This window comes from Homoserinimonas sedimenticola, from assembly GCF_026094475.1.
Lineage (GTDB): Bacteria > Actinomycetota > Actinomycetes > Actinomycetales > Microbacteriaceae > Homoserinimonas > Homoserinimonas sedimenticola.
In genome coordinates, this window is record NZ_JAPELL010000001.1 from 635704 (window position 1) to 653070 (window position 17367).

19 protein-coding genes are annotated in these 17367 nt (G+C 66.4%); 7 read left to right on the forward strand and 12 right to left on the reverse strand.

The window, feature by feature from the left end; all coding sequences use genetic code 11:
* The 5 genes from OH146_RS02920 to OH146_RS02940 form a co-directional block, all read right to left on the reverse strand.
* Entirely contained in the window at positions 1-822 is an 822-nt protein-coding gene (locus tag OH146_RS02920) for an iron ABC transporter ATP-binding protein (RefSeq protein ID WP_265157207.1), read from the reverse strand.
* Complete coding sequence (locus OH146_RS02925; protein ID WP_265157209.1) at positions 819-1865, reverse strand: iron chelate uptake ABC transporter family permease subunit; 1047 nt, start codon at positions 1863-1865, stop codon at positions 819-821. The genes OH146_RS02920 and OH146_RS02925 overlap by 4 nt, the downstream gene beginning before the upstream one ends.
* Positions 1858-2835 carry an ABC transporter permease gene (locus OH146_RS02930; protein ID WP_265157211.1) on the reverse strand — a complete coding sequence of 326 codons (978 nt, stop codon included), beginning with the start codon at positions 2833-2835 and terminating at the stop codon, positions 1858-1860. The genes OH146_RS02925 and OH146_RS02930 overlap by 8 nt, the downstream gene beginning before the upstream one ends.
* Complete coding sequence (locus tag OH146_RS02935) at positions 2835-3803, reverse strand: ABC transporter substrate-binding protein (RefSeq protein WP_265157213.1); 969 nt, start codon at positions 3801-3803, stop codon at positions 2835-2837. The genes OH146_RS02930 and OH146_RS02935 overlap by 1 nt, the downstream gene beginning before the upstream one ends.
* A gap of 108 nt (positions 3804-3911) precedes the next feature.
* A complete protein-coding gene (locus tag OH146_RS02940) occupies positions 3912-4595 on the reverse strand; it encodes a DUF8185 domain-containing protein (protein ID WP_265157215.1) in 684 nt (227 codons plus the stop codon).
* A 71-nt stretch (positions 4596-4666) separates the two neighbouring features.
* Between OH146_RS02940 and OH146_RS02945 the strand changes: the two genes are divergently transcribed.
* Positions 4667-5548 (forward strand): acyl-CoA thioesterase, encoded by an 882-nt coding sequence (locus OH146_RS02945; protein ID WP_265157217.1) that lies wholly within the window; start codon positions 4667-4669, stop codon positions 5546-5548.
* Positions 5549-5550: 2 nt separating this feature from the next.
* Here OH146_RS02945 and OH146_RS02950 read toward each other — a convergent pair whose 3' ends face one another.
* Positions 5551-6009, reverse strand: a complete 459-nt coding sequence (locus tag OH146_RS02950) for an acyl-CoA thioesterase (protein ID WP_265157219.1) — start codon at positions 6007-6009, stop codon at positions 5551-5553.
* 382 nt (positions 6010-6391) lie between these two features.
* Here OH146_RS02950 and OH146_RS02955 point away from each other — a divergent pair, with 382 nt between their 5' ends.
* The 3 genes from OH146_RS02955 (at position 6392) to OH146_RS02965 (ending at position 9617) form a co-directional block, all read left to right on the forward strand.
* Positions 6392-7711: a quaternary amine ABC transporter ATP-binding protein gene (locus OH146_RS02955; RefSeq protein WP_265157221.1), complete on the forward strand. Its 1320-nt coding sequence runs from the start codon at positions 6392-6394 to the stop codon at positions 7709-7711.
* Complete coding sequence (locus tag OH146_RS02960) at positions 7711-8625, forward strand: ABC transporter permease (protein WP_265157223.1); 915 nt, start codon at positions 7711-7713, stop codon at positions 8623-8625. The genes OH146_RS02955 and OH146_RS02960 overlap by 1 nt, the downstream gene beginning before the upstream one ends.
* 71 nt (positions 8626-8696) lie before the next feature.
* Entirely contained in the window at positions 8697-9617 is a 921-nt protein-coding gene (locus tag OH146_RS02965) for a glycine betaine ABC transporter substrate-binding protein (protein ID WP_265157225.1), read from the forward strand.
* A 60-nt stretch (positions 9618-9677) separates the two neighbouring features.
* Here OH146_RS02965 and ettA read toward each other — a convergent pair whose 3' ends face one another.
* The 5 genes from ettA to msrA all read right to left on the reverse strand — a co-directional run bounded on the left by ettA (position 9678) and on the right by msrA (position 13401).
* Positions 9678-11360, reverse strand: a complete 1683-nt coding sequence (gene ettA / locus OH146_RS02970; RefSeq protein WP_265157226.1) for an energy-dependent translational throttle protein EttA — start codon at positions 11358-11360, stop codon at positions 9678-9680.
* 30 nt (positions 11361-11390) lie between these two features.
* Positions 11391-11858 carry a DUF6993 domain-containing protein gene (locus OH146_RS02975; protein WP_265157228.1) on the reverse strand — a complete coding sequence of 156 codons (468 nt, stop codon included), beginning with the start codon at positions 11856-11858 and terminating at the stop codon, positions 11391-11393.
* A gap of 99 nt (positions 11859-11957) precedes the next feature.
* On the reverse strand, positions 11958-12458 hold the full coding sequence (gene ssb, locus OH146_RS02980; RefSeq protein ID WP_265157230.1) for a single-stranded DNA-binding protein: 501 nt from the start codon (positions 12456-12458) through the stop codon (positions 11958-11960).
* Positions 12459-12583: 125 nt separating this feature from the next.
* On the reverse strand, positions 12584-12793 hold the full coding sequence (locus OH146_RS02985) for a methyltransferase (RefSeq protein ID WP_265157232.1): 210 nt from the start codon (positions 12791-12793) through the stop codon (positions 12584-12586).
* Between the two features lie 80 nt (positions 12794-12873).
* Complete coding sequence (gene msrA, locus OH146_RS02990; protein WP_265157234.1) at positions 12874-13401, reverse strand: peptide-methionine (S)-S-oxide reductase MsrA; 528 nt, start codon at positions 13399-13401, stop codon at positions 12874-12876.
* Positions 13402-13541: 140 nt separating this feature from the next.
* Here msrA and OH146_RS02995 point away from each other — a divergent pair, with 140 nt between their 5' ends.
* The 3 genes from OH146_RS02995 (at position 13542) to OH146_RS03005 (ending at position 15882) form a co-directional block, all read left to right on the forward strand.
* Positions 13542-14510 carry an aldo/keto reductase gene (locus OH146_RS02995; RefSeq protein ID WP_265160620.1) on the forward strand — a complete coding sequence of 323 codons (969 nt, stop codon included), beginning with the start codon at positions 13542-13544 and terminating at the stop codon, positions 14508-14510.
* Between the two features lie 106 nt (positions 14511-14616).
* Entirely contained in the window at positions 14617-14925 is a 309-nt protein-coding gene (locus tag OH146_RS03000; protein ID WP_265157237.1) for a hypothetical protein, read from the forward strand.
* A gap of 78 nt (positions 14926-15003) precedes the next feature.
* A complete protein-coding gene (locus OH146_RS03005; protein ID WP_265157239.1) occupies positions 15004-15882 on the forward strand; it encodes a hypothetical protein in 879 nt (292 codons plus the stop codon).
* Positions 15883-15890: 8 nt separating this feature from the next.
* Here the strand turns inward: OH146_RS03005 and OH146_RS03010 are convergent, their stop codons facing one another.
* Positions 15891-16913 carry a right-handed parallel beta-helix repeat-containing protein gene (locus OH146_RS03010; protein ID WP_265157241.1) on the reverse strand — a complete coding sequence of 341 codons (1023 nt, stop codon included), beginning with the start codon at positions 16911-16913 and terminating at the stop codon, positions 15891-15893.
* Between the last annotated feature and the right edge of the window lie 454 nt (positions 16914-17367).

The following is a 17367-nucleotide window of genomic DNA, read 5'->3' on the forward strand; positions in this document are numbered from 1 at the left end:
TCAGACGCTCGCGACGGCGCTCTCCTCGTCGGTGCGGACCGCATCGTGGGTCACGCTCTGCGCCATGGGGTCGAAGACGGCGATGGGCCGACCCGCGAGCTCGTGCACCTCGATCGGGGTGTCGAAGACCTCGCTGAGGATGTCGCTGCGCATGATTTCGGCCGCCGTGCCGCTGTACGCGATCGTGCCGTCCCGCATCGCGATGATGCGGTCGGAGTAGGCGGCCGCGACGTTGATGTCGTGCACGATGATCACGATGGTCTTGCCCAGCTCATCGGCTGCGTCGCGCAGGCGGCGCATCATGAGCACGGCGTGCTTCATGTCGAGGTTGTTGAGCGGCTCGTCGAGGAGCACGTACTCAGTGTCCTGCGCGAGCACCATCGCCACGAAGGCGCGCTGACGCTGGCCGCCCGACAGCTGGTCGAGGAAGCGCTCGGCGAGCGGGCCGAGGCCCAGGAAGTCGAGGGCGAGGTCGACGTGACGGTGATCCTCATCGGTGAGACGACCCTGCGAATGCGGGAATCGCCCGAACGCGACGAGCTCGCGCACCGTGAGCCGTGCCGTGATGTGGTTCTCCTGCCGCAGGATCGACATCATCTGCGCGAGATCGCGCGACTTCGCCGCCTGCACGTCGAGGCCCCCCACGGTCACGCTGCCCTCGCTCGGCTCAAGCAGTCGGCCGATGATCGTCATGAGAGTCGACTTGCCCGCACCGTTGGGGCCGACGAGGGAGGTCACGCCGCCCTTGGCGATCTGCCCCGTCACGGGGCCGAGCACGGTCTCGTCGCCGTAGGACTTCGTGACATCGGTGATCGTGATCACAGTTTTCCCTTTCGAAGCAGGAGCGCGATGAAGAGGATGCCGCCGACGAACTCGATCACGACGCTCAACATCCCGGATGATCCGACGACGTGCTGGAGCAGGAACTGCCCCGCGACGAGCGTCAACATTCCGAGGAGGAACGCCATGGGCAACACGTACGCGTGACGGTGGGTGCCCGCGAACTGGTACGAGAGGATCGCGACGATGAAGCCGAAGAAGGTCATGGGCCCCACGAGCGCGGTCGAGAGGGCGACCAGGAGAGCGATCACGACGAGCATCGTCGTGAGTTCTCGCGTGTAGGAGACGCCGAGGTTCGTGGCCGTTTCTCGGCCGAGCAGGAGCGTGTCGAGGCGGTGCCGACGGCGCCAGAGGAGCACGCCGACCACGACGCAGATCGCCGCCGCGATGGGCAGGTAGCCCGCCTCGACGTTGCTCATGCGGCCGAAGAGGCGCGTCGCGAGCAGGTCATAGTCGGTCGGGTCGAGCAGCCGCTGCACGAAGGTGCTGAGACTCTCGAAGGCCATCCCGAAGACGACCCCGACGAGAAGGAGCACGAAGAGGCTGCCGAAGCGGCCCGAGAACAACCACCGGTAGAGAATCGTTGCGAAGACGACCATGAGCGCCGTCTGCGTCAGCAGCTTCGGGATGCCCTCCGTCTGTGCCAGCGCCGCTCCCCCGAAGAAGAAGACCATGAGGGTCTGCATGAGCGTGTAGAGCGAGTCGAAGCCCATGACCGCCGGGGTCAGGATGCGGTTGTTCGTCACGGTGTGGAAGACGACCGTGCCGAGTCCCTGAGTGAATGCCGCGATCGTCATCGCCCCGAGCATCGTGAGGCGCCGGTCGATGCTGAAGGCGAAGGAGCCCCGGATGAAGAGGAAGAGATAGCAGGCGGCGGCGACCACGACGAGCGCGGCCACGAGGACCAGCCGAGCCTTCGGCGACAGCTGCGGGATGTGCGGCGCCGGAAAGCGCACTCGGCGGCTTGGGCTCGCCGCTACGGCCGCAGCATCCATGTCGGGCGTCTCGAGGTCGAGCCTAGGCATACACGCTCCTGCGCTGACGCAGCACGATGGCGATGAAGAGAGCGGCGCCAATGGCACCCATGACGACCGACGCCGGGATCTCCATCGGCGCGACGATGAGGCGGCCGATGAGGTCGCAGGCTAGTAGCAGGCCCACGCCGACCACCGCGACCCACGGCAGATTCTTGCGCAGATCATCGCCCAACACCATCGAAACGAGGTTGGGCACGACAAGCCCCAGGAAGGGGATGAAGCCCACCACGACCGTCGTCACGCCCGTCGCGAGCGCGACCATCGTGACGCCGAGGAGCACGATGCGGTCGTAGTTGACGCCCGCGTTCGTCGCGAGGTCCTTGCCGAGCCCGGCGACCGTGAAGCGATCGGCGACGACGAATGCGAGCACCGCGATGATCGACACGATCCAGAGAGGTTCGTAGAAGCCGCGCACGATGTTGCTGAAGCCGCCCGAGCGCCACGAGGCGAGCGACTGCAGCAGTCCGAAGCTGTTGGCGAGATAGGTCGTCGCGGCCCCCACGACCGCGCCGAGCATGATGCCCACGAGCGGCACGATGATCGAGGAACGGGAAGCGAGCCGGCGGAGCACCGCGAGGAAGATGCCGGTGCCGACGAAGGCGAAGAGGCAGGCGAGCACCATCTTGACGATGGGAGAGGCGCCCGGGATGAGGATGAGGCCCACAAGCAGGCCCAGACCCGCCCACTGAGCGGTTCCCGCGGTGGTGGGCTCCACGAACTTGTTCTGGGTGATCATCTGCATGATCACTCCGGAGATGCTCATCGCGACGGCGGCGAAGACGAGCGCGAGCGTGCGCGGCACACGCGAAATGAGGAACATCTCGCGCTGGGCGGGATCCGTCAGCAGCCCCAGGAGTGAGATGTCGTAGCCGCCCACGAGGAGCGAGGCGACGACGAGGGCACCCACCCCCACCACTGTCGCGGTGAGGAGGATGCGCCTCGTCGTCGTGGGGATCATCAGGCGGAGAACGCCTCGGCGATCTGGAGGTACACGTCGGTGTAGGCGTGGATGCCCTCAGTCACGTAGAAGTCGGGGGCCAGGTAGATGATCTGTCCCTCGCTCATGAAGGTCGTGGACGCCCATGCCTCCTGCCCCTCGACGATCTGCTTGGCGGGCGTGTATTCGCCCTCTGCGGCGATTGCATCCCGGTCGAGCACGATCATCCAGTCGGGGTTGGCCTGGGCCACCGTCTCCGGAGCCAGACCCGAGTCGGCGTGGACCGAATCGGAGTCGAGATCCTGGGTGGCGAAGACGTCGACGAGGTCGACCTCGTCGAGGATGCGGGAGATGCGGCCGGCGCCGTTGTCGATCTTGCCGCCGCTCGAGTTGGCGAGGAAGACCGTCTCACCGTTGGTGGCCTCGGATGCCGCGGCCGCCGCTTCATCGAGCTCGGCGATGAGCTCCGCCGCCTCCTCCTCGCGATCGAAAATCTGGCCGAGCGCTTCGGTCTGCGCCCGAAGGCCTTCGACATAGCCACCCTCCGACTCCTCAGACGGAGCGATGTCGACGACCGTCGCGATCGAGGAGAGCTCGTCGCTGTAGTCGGCGAAGCGAAGGCCGCCGATGATGAGGTCGGGCTCTGCCTCGCTCACGGCCTCCAGGTTGGGCTCCCAGTGGCCGCCCGCGTCGAGGATCTCCTCGTTCTCCGCCCAGTCCTCGAAGCCCTCGGGCGGCAGGAGCGGCTTGGGCACGGCAACCGGCTCAACACCCCACTCGAGGAGCGTCGCGAATGCCGAGTTGTCGAGCACGGCGACCCGCTCGGGGTCGACGGGAACCTCGACAGCTCCGGTGTTGGTCTCGATCGTGACGGTGGTCGCGTCGGCGGAGGTCTCCGCCTCTGCCTGAGCCGAGCATCCGGTCAGGAGGAGCGCAGTGGAGACGAGTGCTGCGCCGGATAGCGCGCCCAGACGGGGGATTTCGAGCATGGTGAAGTACTCCTGGAGGTAGGGAATTCGGCGCCGTCAACGCGCCGCTGGTGAGGTTAGCATTGCCTAACCTAATCCGGCAACTGACCCCCGATCGAGGGCTGCGGGTCAGCGCTGAAGCGTCCACCCGCGCCGACGCACGAGCACGTGGCCACGAGGCGAAGTGATCCGCGTCCACGGACCCGTCTCGAAGACGCCGACGGTACCCACGGCGGGATCGCCGAGAAAACCGAGCGAAAGGGCTCCGAATGCAGCCCCGGCAGGGACATACTCCAGACCCGGAATTCCGCGGCCCCACACCTCAGAGCGCACCCGATGCACCAGTTGCTCCCCCGTGCCGGTGGGGATGGCCTCTGCGACTTCCGCGATTCCCTCCCGCGCGGTTCGGTCGAACAGCTCAGCGTCGGCCTCCGTCACGGCGCGCCAGCCACCCCGGGGAGGCGAGATGGCAGCCCAGGTCGCTGTATTGACCTGCATCGGAACCCCCACCGTCACCGGGGCCTCGCGGTCCCGCTCCTCGCCCTGGAGGCGCACGAGACGCTCCACGAGCGAGCGCACGGGCACCACCACATCGAACTCCGCGCCATCCACCAGGGCGAAGGTGCGCAGACCCAGCACGGTCGGGCTCTCGTCGAGCAGGCCGATCGGAAAGATGACCCCCGTGTAGACGGCAAGAACGCCCGAGCCGGCGATGAGCCGGACCGACCCGTTCTCGATGCGACCCGCCCGACTGAGGTACAGGTGGAGGTCGTCAAGTGACAGGGAGTCCGTCAGGGTGAAAGTGTTACTCATCGCGGATCTAAACTACTTGACGACGAACGGGGCCCGGTGCGGATCCCTCAGGGCGACAAGCGGGGAGCTGGATGACCGAGACACCGATCGACGAACTGCTCTCGACACTCGACCTGACCGACACGGGGGCCCGCACCTCGGCGGACATCTACACGGGCATGAGTCAGTGGCAGCCCGGTGGACGGGTTTTCGGCGGTCAGGTGCTCGCGCAGTCCGTTGTCGCGGCGACCAGGACGGTGCCCGAAGACCGCACGATTCACTCGCTGCACGGTTACTTCCTCCGCCCGGGGGATGCCACAAAGCCCATCACGTTCTCGGTGGCGCGCATCCACGACGGCCGATCCTTCACTGCCCGCAACGTGCAGTGCTACCAGGACGGCGTGCCCATCATGTCGCTCATCGGTTCCTTCCAGCAGGAGGACGCCGGGCTTGATCACCAGATCGACATGCCGACGGACCTCCCCGAGCCCGAAAGCCTGCCCACTACCGCCGAGGTTCTCCGCGGCGTCGACCACCCCATGGCTCGCAACTGGTCTGAACGGCGCGCCTTTGACATGCGTCACGTCCCCTCGCCGATCTACCTCTCGGTGGAGGGCGAGCGCGTCGACCACCAGGCGGTGTGGATGAAGGCGACCTCTCCCCTGCCTGATGACCCGGGCATCCACCGGGCTGCGCTCGCCTACGCGAGCGACTATTCGCTTCTTGAACCGATCCTTCGACGCCACGGCGTGCCGTGGGTGACACCCGGACTCAAGATGGCGAGCCTCGACCACGCGATGTGGTGGCACCGGTTCGGGCGGGTCGACGAGTGGATGCTCTATGTGCAGGAATCCCCGAACGCGATCGGTGGCCGTGGCCTCTCGCTCGGTCGGATCTACCGGCGCGACGGAGCCCTTATGGCGAGCGTGGCGCAGGAGGGCATGGTACGAATGCCCGTCGCGGCGGCCGACTGAGTTCAGCTTCGACGGCTGAACGGCACCGGGTCGCCAAGGTAGGGCGACCAGGCGGCACGCTCCACCTCTGAGATGCGCCGCGGGCGGTAGCCGTCCTCCTGCACGAAGACCATGGTGCTTGCCGCACGCACCCGGGGCGCGTCAGAGGTGCCGTCGTACACCTCGTAGCCGATCCTCGCCATCGCCGCGCCGATCTCCGTGAACCAGATGGCCACGTCAACGGGCGCGCGCTGGTAGTCCAGCGGACGGAGGTACTCAATGCGGTGGCCCGAGATGAGGCTCAACGATTCACCGCCGGGCTCGAATACCGCCGTGGGAGGCCGCTCCTCCTCAGGGTCGGCTGGAGCCCAGAAGGCGCGCACACGCGCCTCCTCGAGGAGGCGGAATATCTCGACGTTGTTGACGTGCTGATATGCGTCGAGATCACCCCATCGGAGGTGAACAGGAATGTTGATACGCACGAATCGACCTTCCCAGAAGACGTGTTCAGATAACGGTTGTGCAACGCCGGTGGATGCCCACCAGACCGGGGATGCGGGGGGATCGCCGCGGCGCTGAAACCCCGAAAACAGGCTAGACCCATTAGCGCGGTATACGGAGCAGTTGCTAACGTGGCTGGGTCAACTGGCGCCCGAGGGGGAGCGTCATGTCTGGCCGACACGCCCAGGCCCGCGAGCGACTTCTGGCTTCCAGAGGTCGAACGTATGGTGCCGCAATGGCGGAACCGCCCCATGGCGGAGCCCCCAGCAGTTGCGCGATGAAACGCGCCACCGCTGGCATTGCTCACCCGGACCGCGACCCGAAGACCCGCCGTGCCCAGCGCTGCGCGTCCCACAGGAACACGTGAACGAGAACTCTTCAAGCATCGCGCTTAGCGCGAAGAACGTCTACAAGGTCTTCGGCAAAAAGCCACAGGAAGCCGTCAGACGACTCAAGTCGGGCACAAGCAGGAGCGAACTCGCCGGTCATGCGACCGCCGCCGTCATCGACGTCTCGTTCGAGGTGAAGAAAGGTGAGATCTTCGTCGTCATGGGCCTCTCCGGCTCTGGCAAGTCGACGCTCATCCGCATGCTCAACGGCCTCTGGGAGGCCACGTCGGGCGAGGTCATCGTCGACGGCACGAGCATCACGGGCATCACCCCCGCAAAGCTGCGCCAGGTGCGTTCGGAGAAGATCTCGATGGTCTTCCAGCACTTCGCCCTCCTCCCCCACCGCACTGTGCTCGACAACGTCGCTTACGGTGCCGAGCTCCGCGGTGTGCCGCGCAGCGAGCGTGAGAAGCGTGCCCGCGAGATCATCGAGCTCGTTGGTCTGGCCGGTAACGAGCAGAAGCTGCCTGACCAGCTCTCCGGCGGAATGCAGCAGCGTGTCGGCCTGGGCCGCGCCCTCGCTGCCGACACCGACATCCTGCTGATGGACGAGGCGTTCAGCGCCCTCGACCCGCTCATCAGGCGCGAGATGCAGGAGCAGCTGCTTGAGCTGCAGGAGCGCTTCGGCAAGACCATCATCTTCATCACCCACGACCTCAACGAGGCCATGTTCCTCGGCGACCGCATTGCCGTCATGCGCGATGGCCGCGTCGTGCAGATCGGCACGCCCGAGGACATCCTGACCGACCCGGCCAACGACTACGTCGAGCAGTTCGTGCAGGACGTCGACCGCGCCCGCGTCCTCACAGCGGGCAACGTCATGGAGCGCCCCATCTCTGTCGTCGCCGAGGGCGCTGGCCCCCGCACCGCGCTCCGGGCCATGCGCGATACCTACTCCTCCGCCGTGTATGTCGTGGGTCGCGACCGCACCCTCCGCGGCATCGTCCGCGACCGTGATGCGATCAAGCTCGTGCAGAAGGGGGAGAGCTCGCTCGCGAGCATCATCCGCCCCGTGCCTCAGGCCGTCAGCGTCGATGACGTGCTTCTGGACCTCTTCGTTCCCGCCATCGAGTCGGAGGTGCCCCTCGCGGTCACCGACGACAGGAGCCGCCTCGTCGGCGTCATCCCCCGCGTGACACTGCTTGCAGCACTGGGCCCGGGCACGACGGCGACGGGCGAGCTGACCATCCCCCAGCAGGCGGTGCCCACGACCGTCATCGACGAACTCCTCGCCTCGGGCGAGACGGATGCCGCGCCCGCGGTCCACGGCAGTGACCCCAAGGAGGTGCACTGATGGAAGACTTCCGCATTCCCATCGGCGAATGGATCGAAACGGTCCTCGACTGGATCAAGATCAACTTCGCCGTAATCTTCGACGGCGTCGGCACGGCGTTCTCGGCGCTGATCGAGGGGCTTACGGATGCCCTGCTCGCCGTCCCCGAACCTGCCCTGATCCTCGTGTTCGCCCTCATCGGCTGGCTCGTGCGTTCCTGGCAGTTGGCGATCGGCACCGCCGTGTCGTTCCTGCTCGTGGTCGCGATGGGTCAGTGGACGCCCGCGCTCCAGACACTGTCGCTCGTGCTCGTCGCGGCGATCGTCACGATTGCGGTCGCTGTGCCCCTGGGCATCCTGATGGCTCGCAACGCGACCGCGAGCGCGATCCTTCGCCCCGTGCTCGACTTCATGCAGACGATGCCCGCGCTCGTCTACCTGATCCCCGCGATCACGTTCTTCAGCATCGGTGTCGTGCCTGGCGTCGTGGCGACCATCATCTTCTCGCTTCCGCCCGGTGTGCGCTTCACAGAGCTCGGTATCCGCGGGGTCGACCCCGAGCGGGTCGAGGCCGGCCACGCCTTCGGGGCGACGCCCGGTCAGATCCTCCGCGGCATCCAGCTGCCGCTTGCCGCGCCCACGATCATGGGTGGTATCAACCAGGTCGTGATGCTCGCCCTCTCGATGGCCGTCATCGCGGGCTTCGGCGGAGCTGACGGCGCGGGCAAGGAGGTCGTCGCGGCGATCTCGACCCTCAACGTGGCACGCGGCGTCGAGGCGGGGCTCAGCGTCGTCGTGCTCGCGATCTTCCTCGACCGCGTCACCTCCGCACTCGGTGCCCCCGGGGACTACCGCAGCTCAATCCTCGCCATCCTTCGTCGCCGACGGGCCAATCGGCCCAGCGGCGCCGAGGTGACCACGCGGGCGCGGGTCTGACCTTCCCGCTCACGAACTCACACAGCCCGAATCACCACATACAGAACCGAATGAGAAAGAGGACGAATCACATGATGAAGCGAAACGTATTTGCGCGCCGCACAGCGGTTGTCGGCGGGGCCCTGGCCCTCGCCCTCGGAGTCTCCGCCTGCGCCGGCGGCTCCGACGAAGGATCCAACGGCAACGGCGACGAGTCGCTGGGCACCATCACCCTCGGCTACATCCCCGGGTGGACCGACGGTCTCAGTACCGCATACCTGCTCGAGGACCAGCTCGAGAAGATGGGCTACACCGTCGAGATGGAGACGCTCACGGAGGCGGCCCCCCTCTACACGGGTCTCGCCAACGGCGACGTCGACGTCTACCCCTCCGCCTGGCCCGAGGTGACTCACGCGGCCTACATGGAGGAGTACGGCGACGACATCGAGGACCTCGGCGCCTACTATGACGGAGCAGCACTCACGATCGCGGTGCCCTCCTACACCGACATCGACTCGCTTGACCAGCTGGCCGACAACGCTGACATGTTCAACGGCCGCATCTACGGGATCGAGCCCGGCGCCGGACTCACGGCTGTCACGCAGGACTCCATGATGCCGGCCTACGGCCTTGAGGACAGCTACGAGCTCGTCACCTCGTCGACGGCAGCGATGCTGACCGAGCTCGAGAACGCGATTGCCGCCGAAGAGGACATCGTCGTCACCCTGTGGCGCCCCTTCTGGGCCAACTCGGCCTTCGACATCAAGGACCTCGAGGACCCGCAGGGCGCCATGGGCGACACCGAGTCCCTGCACTTCCTTGGCACCGCAGGCTTCTCCGAGGAGTTCCCGGAGGCCGCCGAGTACATCGCAGGCATCAAGCTCGATGACGCCGCCTACGGCGCGCTCGAGGACCTCGTGGTCAACGAGTACGGCGAGGGCAACGAGGCCGAGGCCATCGACGCCTGGATCGAAGAGCATGGCGACGCCTACGAGGGAATCCTCACGGAGTAACGCAGCCTCTCGCTACACACGAAAGCGCCGGTCACCCCGAGGTGACCGGCGCTTTTGCGGTTAGTCGCGCGTCAGCTTGCGGTACGTCGCCCGGCTGGGCTTTGCGGCGTCTGGTCCGAGACGCTCGACCTTGTTCTGCTCGTAAGCCTCGAAGTTTCCCTCGAACCAGTGCCAGTAGCTCGGGTTCTCCTCTGTGCCCTCGTGCGCGAGGATGTGGGTCGCGATTCGGTCGAGGAACCAACGGTCGTGGGAGATGACCACGGCGCAGCCGGGAAACTCCAGCAGGGCATTCTCAAGGCTCGAGAGGGTCTCGATGTCGAGGTCGTTGGTCGGCTCGTCGAGAAGAAGGAGGTTGCCGCCCTGCTTGAGCGTCAGAGCCAGGTTGAGACGGTTGCGCTCACCGCCCGACAGGACCCCTGCGCGCTTCTGCTGGTCAGGCCCCTTGAAGCCGAACTGGGAGACGTAGGCGCGGGAGGGGATCTCCGTCTTGCCGACCTGGATGAAGTCCTGGCCATCGGAGACAACTTCCCAAAGGTTCTTGTTCGGGTCGATTCCGCCGCGAGTCTGGTCGACGTAGGAGATGTCGACCGTCTCACCGATCTTGAGGTTCCCGCCATCGAGCGGCTCCAAGCCGACGATCGTCTTGAAAAGCGTGGTCTTGCCGACGCCGTTGGGGCCGATGATTCCGACGATGCCGTTGCGGGGCAAGCTGAAGGATAGACCGTCGATCAGCGTGCGGTCGCCGAAGCCCTTCTTGAGGTCCTTCGCCTCGATGACGACGTCGCCGAGGCGCGGTCCCGCGGGAATCACGATCTCTTCGAAGTCGAGCTTGCGGGTGCGCTCCGCTTCCGCCGCCATCTCTTCATAGCGGGCAAGTCGCGCCTTCGACTTCGCCTGGCGTCCCTTGGCATTGGAGCGAACCCAGTCGAGTTCCTCCGCGAGGCGCTTCGCGAGCTTCTGGTCCTTCTTGCCCTGGATCTCCAGGCGCTCAGCCTTCTTCTCGAGGTAGGTCGAGTAGTTGCCCTCGTAGGGGTAGAGGCGACCGCGGTCGACCTCACAGATCCACCCGGCGACGTGGTCGAGGAAGTATCGGTCGTGGGTGACGGCCATGACAGCCCCGGGGTACTTCGCGAGGTGCTGTTCGAGCCAGAGCACGCTCTCTGCGTCGAGGTGGTTGGTGGGCTCGTCGAGGAGCAGCAGGTCGGGCTTCTCAAGAAGAAGCTTGCAGAGCGCCACGCGGCGCTTCTCACCACCGGAGAGGTGGCTGACCTTTTCTTCGGCCGGCGGGCAGCGAAGAGCGTCCATCGCCTGCTCGAGCTGCGAGTCCAGGTCCCACGCGTCGGCGGCGTCGATCGCCTCCTGCAGGGTGCCCATCTCGGCGAGCAGCGCGTCGAAGTCTGCGTCGGGCTCCGCCATTGCGGCCGAGATCTCGTTGAAGCGGTCGATCTTGCCCTTGATCTCCGCAACACCCTCCTGAACGTTCTCGAGGACGGTCTTTTCCTCGTCGAGCTCAGGCTCCTGCATAAGAATCCCGACGGAGAAGCCGGGCGTCAGCCGGGCCTCGCCGTTGCTCGGGGTGTCGAGGCCGGCCATGATCTTGAGAATCGTCGACTTACCGGCGCCGTTGGGGCCGACCACACCGATCTTGGCCCCCGGGAGGAATGCCATGGTGACGTCGTCGAGAATCACCTTGTCGCCAACCGCCTTGCGGGCGCGGACCATCGAGTAAATGTATTCGGCCATGCCCCAAGTCTAGTTGTCGTGAAGGGAGCGTCAGCCGACCGGCCGCGGAGTCCCGACCAGGCACGTTCCCGACGAGAGGCGAGGCGCGACGACGCTCGTGTACTCACCGTTCCACTGCCCGATGAGGCACTCGTCGCCGACCTGTACCGCGAAGGAGAGGGCGTCTGTCGGGTTGCCCAGCGGCGTGGCATCCGCCGTCACCTCGATGGCGCTCGACTCCCAGCCCGCGGACGTGAGCAGCGCGGCAACAGACCCGTGGTTCATCGTGCCGTCGTCGACGATGTGGCGTGCGACGACGTAGTCGAAGTAGGGGCGATTCTCGTCAGCAGTGCCCTCCGGCACGAGCTCCGGAGGCGTTTGAGGCAGCGCAGTCGGGGCGATAACGGGAGCCCCGGAGGGCGATGGTGTCGGCTCCTCGACCGTGGCCGAGCATCCGCCGAGAAGGAGTGCAAGAGCGCCCGCGACTGCCGTCGCACGCAGAGTCGTCCGCTGCTTCACTCGCGCACCGCTCCTTGCCGTTGAGAATGCGGCGCTCCCCCGGCGCCGTCGCTCCCGAGTCTATGACAGCGCTTCACCCCGAGGCGGCCGCCTGTCGCGTCAGAACGGCTTCTCGGCGTCTGCTCCCTGCAGTACGGGAACTCCGTTGCTCGTTCCAGGCGGTGTGGCCCATCCGTCGGCAGCGCCGTCGCCCCCGCCATCGGCCGGCACCTCTTCCGACACCTCCGCCGGCGAGGAGACAACGACGGAGTTGCGGCTGAAGTTTGCGGTGCCCCAGGTGAGGTCGTGACCGATGGCATCCGCCTCCACCTCGACAGCGAGGCCGCTGCGGTCGCCACTCTGCCATTCGCGCAGACGCAGCCGACCGCTCACGACGACACGCTGCCCCTTCGTGAGCGAAACGGAGGCGTTGGAGGCCAACCGGCGGAAGGCGGTGACGGTGTACCAGTTCGTGTCGCCGTCGACCCACGTTCCTGTCGAGCGGTCGTAGCGGCGTTGCGTAGAGGCGAGACGGAAGCTCGTGATGGGGAGCCCCTCGTTCGTCGTGATGTGCTTCGGCTCGGTCGCGACGAGCCCCGTGAGAGTGATGGTGTCAGTCATGACGCCAGTCTTGGGGCAACGAAACGATCGCGGGCGCGTTGCTCCCTCAACTGTGGAGACGGGCGAGGGCCCGCCCGCGTGGAGGAGGCGAGCCCTCGGCAAAGCGGCACCCGCTACGAACGGACTCAGTGTTCGCGGAACTCCGGCCAGCCGCTTCCCGGCAGAAGGTGAGCGTGGAGGGCGCTCTTCGCAACGTCGAGCGACGGATACGTGCCCGCCGAGCCGCTGCCGAGCATCCGCACCTCGTAGCCGTCCTCGACCGAATGAATGGAACCGACCGCACCGGCCTCACCGAACGCGACCCACGTCTTGCCGATGACAACGTTGCTGCTCATGACTGCTCCTTTCGTCGTGCTCGACGATACGACTCGGCGCGGTCTACACAAGCAATATCAGCGCACTCCCAGAGAGCGACTCACGCGGCGCGCACGTACTTGGCGAAACTCTTACGCACCTTGTTGACCTTGGGCACAGCGACCGCCATGCAGTAACCCTGCCCGGGGTTCTTCGCGAAGAAGTCCTGGTGATACTCCTCGGCCTCGAAGTACTCGCCGAGGGGCGAAATCTCGGTGACGACGCCGCCATCCCATACCTCGGATGCACGATCGCGCGCAGCCTCGAACAGCTCGCGCTGCTCGTCATCGGCGTAGAACATTGCCGAGCGATACTGCGTGCCGACATCCGCGCCTTGACGGTTGAGCTGCCGAGGGTCGTGCAGCGTGAAGAAGACATCGAGGATTACCTCTGCGGGGATCACCGTCTCGTCGAAGGTCACGGCCACCGCCTCGGCGTGACCCGTCGCCCCCGTGCACACCGCCTCGTAGCTGGGATTCGAGACGCGCCCGCCCGTGTACCCGGAGACGACATCCGTCACTCCCTCGAGTGTGCGATAGACCGCGTCAAGGCACCAGAAACATCCACCGGCGAGAACAAAAGTCTGCATGGTCACCACCCTACGTCTGCATCGATTTGGAGACACCCGGCACAACGGATGCCGCATGCCTGGCATTCCCCCGGCGGGCATAGTCTTGACCGGTGAACGACAACGCCGCGTACGCACCAGCCCCCGACCGCTACGATGCCATGCCCTACGACCGGGTAGGACGCAGTGGCCTGAAACTCCCAAGAATCTCACTCGGTCTCTGGAACAACTTCGGACACGACCGACCGCTCGATGCGCAAAGAGCGATCGTGCGCCGCGCCTTCGACCGCGGCATCACCCACTTCGATCTGGCCAACAACTACGGGCCTCCCCCGGGCTCCGCGGAGGAGAACTTCGGGCGCATCCTGAGCAGCGACCTGCGCGCGCACCGCGACGAGCTCATCATCTCGTCGAAGGCGGGCTACGACATGTGGCCTGGGCCATACGGCGAGTGGGGTTCGCGCAAGTATGTGTTCGCATCCCTCGATCAGAGTCTTGGGCGGCTGGGCCTCGACTATGTCGACGTCTTTTATTCACACCGCTTCGACCCGGAGACCCCCATCGAGGAGACGATGGGAGCACTCGCGACTGCGGTGCAGTCCGGACGCGCCCTCTACGCGGGAGTCTCCAACTACTCGCCGGAGCAGACGCAAGCCGCCCACAAGGCCCTCGCCGCGCACGGCATCCCCCTTGTCATTCACCAGCCCCGCTACAACATGTTCGACCGCACGGTGGAGGACGGCCTTCTACCCGTGCTCGACGAGCTCGGCATGGGCAGCATCGTCTACTCGCCCCTCGCGCAGGGCCTGCTCACCGACCGCTACGCAAGCGGGGTGCCGGCAGGCTCCCGCGCGGCCGAGGGGCGATGGATCAGCGCCGACAACCTCGACGAGACATACCGGCAGCGGGCATCCGCTCTCAGCGAGATCGCGGATGCTCGGGGCCAGTCACTCTCGCAACTGGCCCTGTCGTGGGTGCTGCGGCATCCGCAGGTCACGTCGGCACTCATCGGGGCCAGCAGTGTCGCCCAGCTCGACGCGAATCTGGGTGCCCTCGAGGCCGCCGAGCTCTCCCCCGACGAGATCGCCGCGATCGAGCCGCACGCGGTTCACGGGACGGGCGGTCGCTGACGGCAGCTTGACCAGGGCGACGAATGTCGGTGGCTCCCCATAGCCTCGTGCATGCATCGGCGGGGCCGGCCGCGATGCGGTCACAGTCATCGACTTGGAGAGAAGTATGCTCGCCCTCGCCCCTGTAGCCCGTGCCACCTCTGTCCGCTCCCACGATGTCGACCACGGTGTCGATGTGCGTCACGGGCGGACCTCTGAACTGTGGGGTCGTGACCTCGCGCTGGTTCCACTCCGCGGCGGATTGTGGCGCGTGACCCGTCCCGACGGCGACGTGCTCGGCTATGTCGAGAAGTTCGAACGCGGAGACGGGACGCGATACCGCGCGAAGCGGATCAGCCCCACCCTTCGCCGCTTCGTGCTCGTGGGCGAGTTCTGGCGGATGGAGGACGCCGTGGCCTGCTTCCTGGGCGGCTGATGTGCAGCGCGGCGGCCACCTGCGCGACACGCGACGCGCGCCGCAGCGCCCGGACCGGCCGGGGTTAGGATCTGCCCCATGCAGTGGTGGAACGATGTCGTGGACTGGATCAACTCCGATGAAGGATGGCAGGTCATCTCGACCGTCGCCATACCCTTCCTCGCCATCGTGGTCGCCGGCATCCTGGCCGCGCTCATCGGCCGCGGGGCAACCCGTCGCGTGATCGCGATGACGGAGCAGGAGCGGCGCACCTCGACGGTTGCCGCACTCATCAGCGCCGCCCGCCGGGCCGCAAGGTGGAACTCCCTCTCTCTGCCCGAGCAGCAGCACGCCGAGCACCTCATCCACGACGCCGACACCCGACTCCGATTGCTGCCGATGAACGGCAGCGGGATGGTCGCCGACTGGGCGGCCCATGAGATCACGGAGATGAAGCGTAACTCCGTCTCGTTCAGCTTCCAGGCGGAGCAGTCGCTGATCGAGTTCCGCAACCGCCTCGTCGAGTGGCAGGCGAAGCCTGGACGCGCCAAGAAGCTGTTCAAGGCAGACCTGGATGCATGGGCCTACGAGGCGGGACAGGCCGACCAGGACCTGATCGCGAAACAGAAGGAGTGGGCGAAGCAGCAGGTCAACGAGACAGGCCCCGTCCCCACCACGACTGCTTCCCGTGTAGCGGCTAGCCCCGCAGACGAGGGCGAGCAGAACCCGTTCCGCGCCCCCGACTACACGCTTCCCGAGTCCGTTGCGACGCGGGAGAAGGACGCCCCCGTGGAGGATTGGGCGGGAACGACACCGTCCGAGACGACGAGCGAGCCTGAGGAGGCGGTGCCCGCAGCATCCGATGACCCCTCACGGCCGTCTGCTTCCGAGGGCGCGGAGCCGGCGAGTGAAACACCGGGCCCCGTTTCGGCGGGAACGGTCCGACAGCGCACGAACCCCGACGAGCGGGACTACTAGCGCCGCACCTACTGTGCCCGGCGGACCACCTTCAATGCCCCGCCGCCCTCGACCGTGTTGCCGTCGCCGAGCAGCGGCGTCGTGGGCGGCACGAGCATGTGGCAGGTGAAGCGCGACGTGCCGAAGACATTGCGGGAGACGGTGAGGCCAGCGATGGGCCCGCGACCCTTCTCAGCGACGTTGACGGTGCAGCCGCCGCCGCTGATCTTGTTACCGGAGATCGTCACATTGGAGACGACGTCGCGGTCCTGGGTGATCTGGACGGCCGCGTTGTAGGAGCCGCTGATCGTGTTGCCCAGGATGCGGATGTTTCGGCCGCTCTGAATCTGGATGCTGTCGTCGTGGCTTCCGTCGGAGTGGTAGGGGTCGTTCTCGAAGTGCAGGTTGCCGTGGAGTCGGGAGTTCTCGACTGTGACGTTGTCCCCGAAGATGTGCACGGCGTCGATCACGTCATGGATGTCGACTCGGGTCAGGGTGAAGCCGTAGCCGTAAACGCCGTTCGTGAGCGGGGTCTTGTAGGTGGGCGCGAGCTCACTGTCGAGCACCCGTAGTCCGGCGGAGGTGCCGAGGCCTGCGTAGATCATGATTGCGTGGCTGTCGGTCGCACGCCCCCGGATGATGCTGTTCTTGATCGTCACGTTGGGCGCCTCTACCCGCACGAAGCCGCGGATGTCGAGGTTGGAGACGACCGCCCCCGCCGTCCTGATGGTCAGGTCCCCGTTGTGGACGGTGAGCGGCGTGCCCGGCGGGAGCCCCACCGTGCTGGGCGCGACCTCGGGCGCCTGCCTGGGGTCGGGGATGACGAGCCGAGGCTGGGAGACCACGTCCCCTACGGCGGCTCCCGCGCCCGCGAGCACTTCCTGCTCTATGGGCACCGTGTCCGGCACCGGCGGCGCGGTCGGCGCGGACGGCGTCTCGACTGGGGCGGTGGTGTCGGGCGCACTCTGCTCAGGTGTCGCCGCATCGACGCTGCGAGCATCCGGGCTTTGCGACTCCTGTGCCGGTGAGAGGTCAGGGACGGTAGCAGTCACGCTCGATTCACTGGTCGAGCGGATGTCAGTGCCGTTCGTCTCCGGTGCCGACAAGGCCTTGGCGCTGACGGCAACCCCCGTGAAGAGAATCACTCCGCTCAGCGTGATCGGCAAGAGAGCGCGCGAGCGCGCGCGTGTATAGATACCCATTCGTCCCCCGGTCGCATGGTGGTGCGCGACGGCGGAGGGCTACAGCGCTCGCCGTGCCCCTTAAGGATGCAACATCGTTCGCATACGACCTAGTCGGGACGCGAGATCAGCCCCGAATTGGGGGTGCGTGCGGGGAGAGCGGTGCCCCCGGCAGGATTCGAACCTGCGACCAAGAGATGAGAAGCACCGCGAGAGCTTCTCCGAAGTGCCCCCGGCAGGATTCGAACCTGCGACCAAGAGATGAGAAGCACCGCGAGAGCTTCTCCGAAGTGCCCCCGGCAGGATTCGAACCTGCGACCAAGAG

Coding starts and splice junctions, on each gene's coding strand:
- OH146_RS02930 (WP_265157211.1), bottom strand. CDS start 2,835: ATGATCCCCACGACGACGAGGCGCATCCTCCTCACCGCGACAGTGGTG.
- OH146_RS02940 (WP_265157215.1), bottom strand. CDS start 4,595: ATGAGTAACACTTTCACCCTGACGGACTCCCTGTCACTTGACGACCTC.
- OH146_RS02995 (WP_265160620.1), top strand. CDS start 13,542: ATGCCCTACGACCGGGTAGGACGCAGTGGCCTGAAACTCCCAAGAATC.
- OH146_RS03000 (WP_265157237.1), top strand. CDS start 14,617: ATGCTCGCCCTCGCCCCTGTAGCCCGTGCCACCTCTGTCCGCTCCCAC.
- OH146_RS02985 (WP_265157232.1), bottom strand. CDS start 12,793: ATGAGCAGCAACGTTGTCATCGGCAAGACGTGGGTCGCGTTCGGTGAG.
- OH146_RS02935 (WP_265157213.1), bottom strand. CDS start 3,803: ATGCTCGAAATCCCCCGTCTGGGCGCGCTATCCGGCGCAGCACTCGTC.
- OH146_RS02945 (WP_265157217.1), top strand. CDS start 4,667: ATGACCGAGACACCGATCGACGAACTGCTCTCGACACTCGACCTGACC.
- OH146_RS03005 (WP_265157239.1), top strand. CDS start 15,004: ATGCAGTGGTGGAACGATGTCGTGGACTGGATCAACTCCGATGAAGGA.
- OH146_RS02925 (WP_265157209.1), bottom strand. CDS start 1,865: ATGCCTAGGCTCGACCTCGAGACGCCCGACATGGATGCTGCGGCCGTA.
- ettA (WP_265157226.1), bottom strand. CDS start 11,360: ATGGCCGAATACATTTACTCGATGGTCCGCGCCCGCAAGGCGGTTGGC.
- OH146_RS02960 (WP_265157223.1), top strand. CDS start 7,711: ATGGAAGACTTCCGCATTCCCATCGGCGAATGGATCGAAACGGTCCTC.
- ssb (WP_265157230.1), bottom strand. CDS start 12,458: ATGACTGACACCATCACTCTCACGGGGCTCGTCGCGACCGAGCCGAAG.
- OH146_RS02965 (WP_265157225.1), top strand. CDS start 8,697: ATGATGAAGCGAAACGTATTTGCGCGCCGCACAGCGGTTGTCGGCGGG.
- msrA (WP_265157234.1), bottom strand. CDS start 13,401: ATGCAGACTTTTGTTCTCGCCGGTGGATGTTTCTGGTGCCTTGACGCG.